Here is a 2,243-nt window from a genome sequence, read left to right as displayed (position 1 = left end):
GCGCAGCTGCGCCGCGGGGAAGACGTCGCAAAGCCCGGTGCAGAAGCCGCAGGTATTGCAGATATTGAGCGCCCGGCGCGCTTCGGCGACCGGGTCGGTAACGGGAATTGCGGCGGGCGCAGATGGCGGGATCTGGCGAGAGCACGCGGTAACGCGGAACTCGGAATGGGCCGAGCCCGCGATTTGCGCCGCCTCGCGTCCCGAGATGCGGCCGAAGACGCCGCCGATGGTCAGCGCGAGACCGGAAAGATAACCCTCGCCCAAGACAGCGCCGAACATCGTCGCCCCGGCCGCAAAAAGGCGCGGAGACACGCCGCCTTCCGCAAGGCGCACTCGTGCCGTGGCATCCACCGAAACGCCATGCCGTGTGAAACCGAGGCCCGGATGCAGGGGGATTGCCGCAAAGGGCGGCGCCAGAAGAAGGGGGGCCGCGTCCGACCGCGTGCGGGGCACGCCGGGCCGCGGACCGCCCGCAAGATGAAACTCGAGTTCAGTCAAGGACTCGCGCAGCCCCGCCGTGTCGATACCGCAGAGGCGGGCCAGCGCCTCCGGGGCCTCCGCGGTGATCGGTGGATAGAGCATCGGCGGCAGGGCACGCACCCCGTCCGCACCCAGCACCAGCCAGGCGCGGGGATCGTCCCGCCCGGCAAGGACATGACCCCAGTGGGAGTAGCGTGCCGGGCCTGCCTCGGCACCCTCGTCGCTGAACCGGCGCCCGGCGACATCCACGACGATGCCCAGATGCATCCCATCCGCCCGGCTGACGATTCCGGCATCGTCAAGGGGTGCGCGGGCATCCACCGCGACCATGTGCCCGTCGCCCGGCCGGCCAGCGGGGGCGGCCCCGTTCTCCATCAGCCAGAGCAGCGGCTCGCCCATCTGGAAGGGCGTTCCCCGGTTCGCGAAGCCGTGGGCGACCTCGCCCAGATGCGCGGCCAACCGCTCGCGGTCGCCGCCGTAGCCACCACAGGCCAGGACCACCGCCGCGGCCTCGATCGTCGTGGCGCCCTCCGGCGTCTCGACGTCCATGCGCAAGGGCTTGCCAGCCTCGGGCGAAAACACCCCAGGATCGAACGCCCCGACCCGCCAGCCATACCGCATCTCGACCCCAAGCTTCTCCGCCCGGCGGCAAAGCGCGTTCACCAATGCCTGCCCGCCCCCCCGGAAAAACGCGGTGCGCCGCGACCACGGCAGGTTGCCGTCCGCCCAGGGCTCGAACGCCACACCCTGCGCGGCGAGCCATTCCGCGAGATCGGCCGCGCCGGTTGCAAGCACCGCCGCGAGCGCGGGATCCGGCGCGGCGATCCTCTTCAGGTCTCCCAGAAAATCCTCGACCGGATAGCGCCCGCGCTGCCAGGGCGTTTCGGCATCGTGGGCAAGCCGGATATTGCGGGAATGGCGAGCATTGCCGCCGCGCAGGTGGAACGGTGCGGCATCGATCAGGGTGACCGATGCCCCGGCCAGCCGAGCCTCGATCGCGGCGCAAAGCCCGGCAAAACCCCCGCCGAGGACCAGAACGCCGACGCTCATCCGGCTGCCTCGTCGCGCGACTGCGCCTTGGGCGCCCCCTGTCACGACGGCTGCCGCCGCGCGCGGGCCCCGCCCCGGCGGCGCGGCACCGGCAGGCCCAGGTCAAGCGGCCGGGGCGGCATGGCGAGCGAGGCGGCAAGCAGATTGCGGAAACTGGCCAGTACCGGAGAGCCGGGTGCGCCCACACGCTCCAGCGCGGCGCGCGCCGCGGCGACATAGTCACATCCGCCCGGCAGCGCCCCCAGCCATTGCATGAAGCCAAGCTGCCCGATCGCGTCGGCGCGCGCGGGGTCGTGGCCGCGTGCCTGCATCTGCAGCAGGACCAGGTCCAGCATCATCGCCCGTTCCGCCGTCGCGTCGATCGCGTGTTCGGTCGGGAGCGGGCGCCGCCCGGCAGGTCGATCAGTCATCGGACTCTCCTTGCCGGGACACCCCGCCCGGGTTGAACAGGTCGTGACGATGGCAGGTCTCCTGACTTGCGGGTCGCTGCGCCCCCCGATCCTTCCCGGGCCTCGGGGCCCAGTGGCCATCTCGGAAGACGCTCGCCGCCTACAGTTGCGGGGGCAGTCGCGGATTTGCCGGGTTCCGGCGCACCGCGTTCCCTTTTCACCCGCGGACAGGGGACCGCAGGAACCATCGGAGTCTGGATAGCGTGCAAGCCGGGCCCCGGTCAACGCGCGTGACGCCGCCCGGGCTTGCCCGCCATCCGCGGC

Annotated in this window: 2 protein-coding genes and 1 riboswitch; both genes read right to left on the bottom strand. The window is 71.8% G+C overall.

All coding sequences use genetic code 11. The annotated features are described in order from the left end of the window. A partial coding sequence (tcuA, locus tag ENN83_RS15530) for an FAD-dependent tricarballylate dehydrogenase TcuA (RefSeq protein ID WP_287188573.1) occupies window positions 1-1,530 on the bottom strand: 1,530 nt, incomplete at its 3' end. 41 nt (window positions 1,531-1,571) lie between these two features. Beyond that, window positions 1,572-1,940, bottom strand: coding sequence for a hypothetical protein (locus ENN83_RS15525; protein WP_287188572.1), 369 nt, complete (start codon window positions 1,938-1,940; stop codon window positions 1,572-1,574). A gap of 34 nt (window positions 1,941-1,974) precedes the next feature. After that, window positions 1,975-2,183: riboswitch (cobalamin riboswitch) on the bottom strand. Between the last annotated feature and the right edge of the window lie 60 nt (window positions 2,184-2,243).

It is taken from the genome of Rhodovulum sp., from assembly GCF_011048875.1.
In the GTDB taxonomy this organism is placed as follows: domain Bacteria; phylum Pseudomonadota; class Alphaproteobacteria; order Rhodobacterales; family Rhodobacteraceae; genus Rhodovulum; species Rhodovulum tesquicola.
The sequence above is the reverse complement of the archived record's forward strand: the minus strand, read 5'-3'. Positions and strand labels throughout refer to the sequence as shown.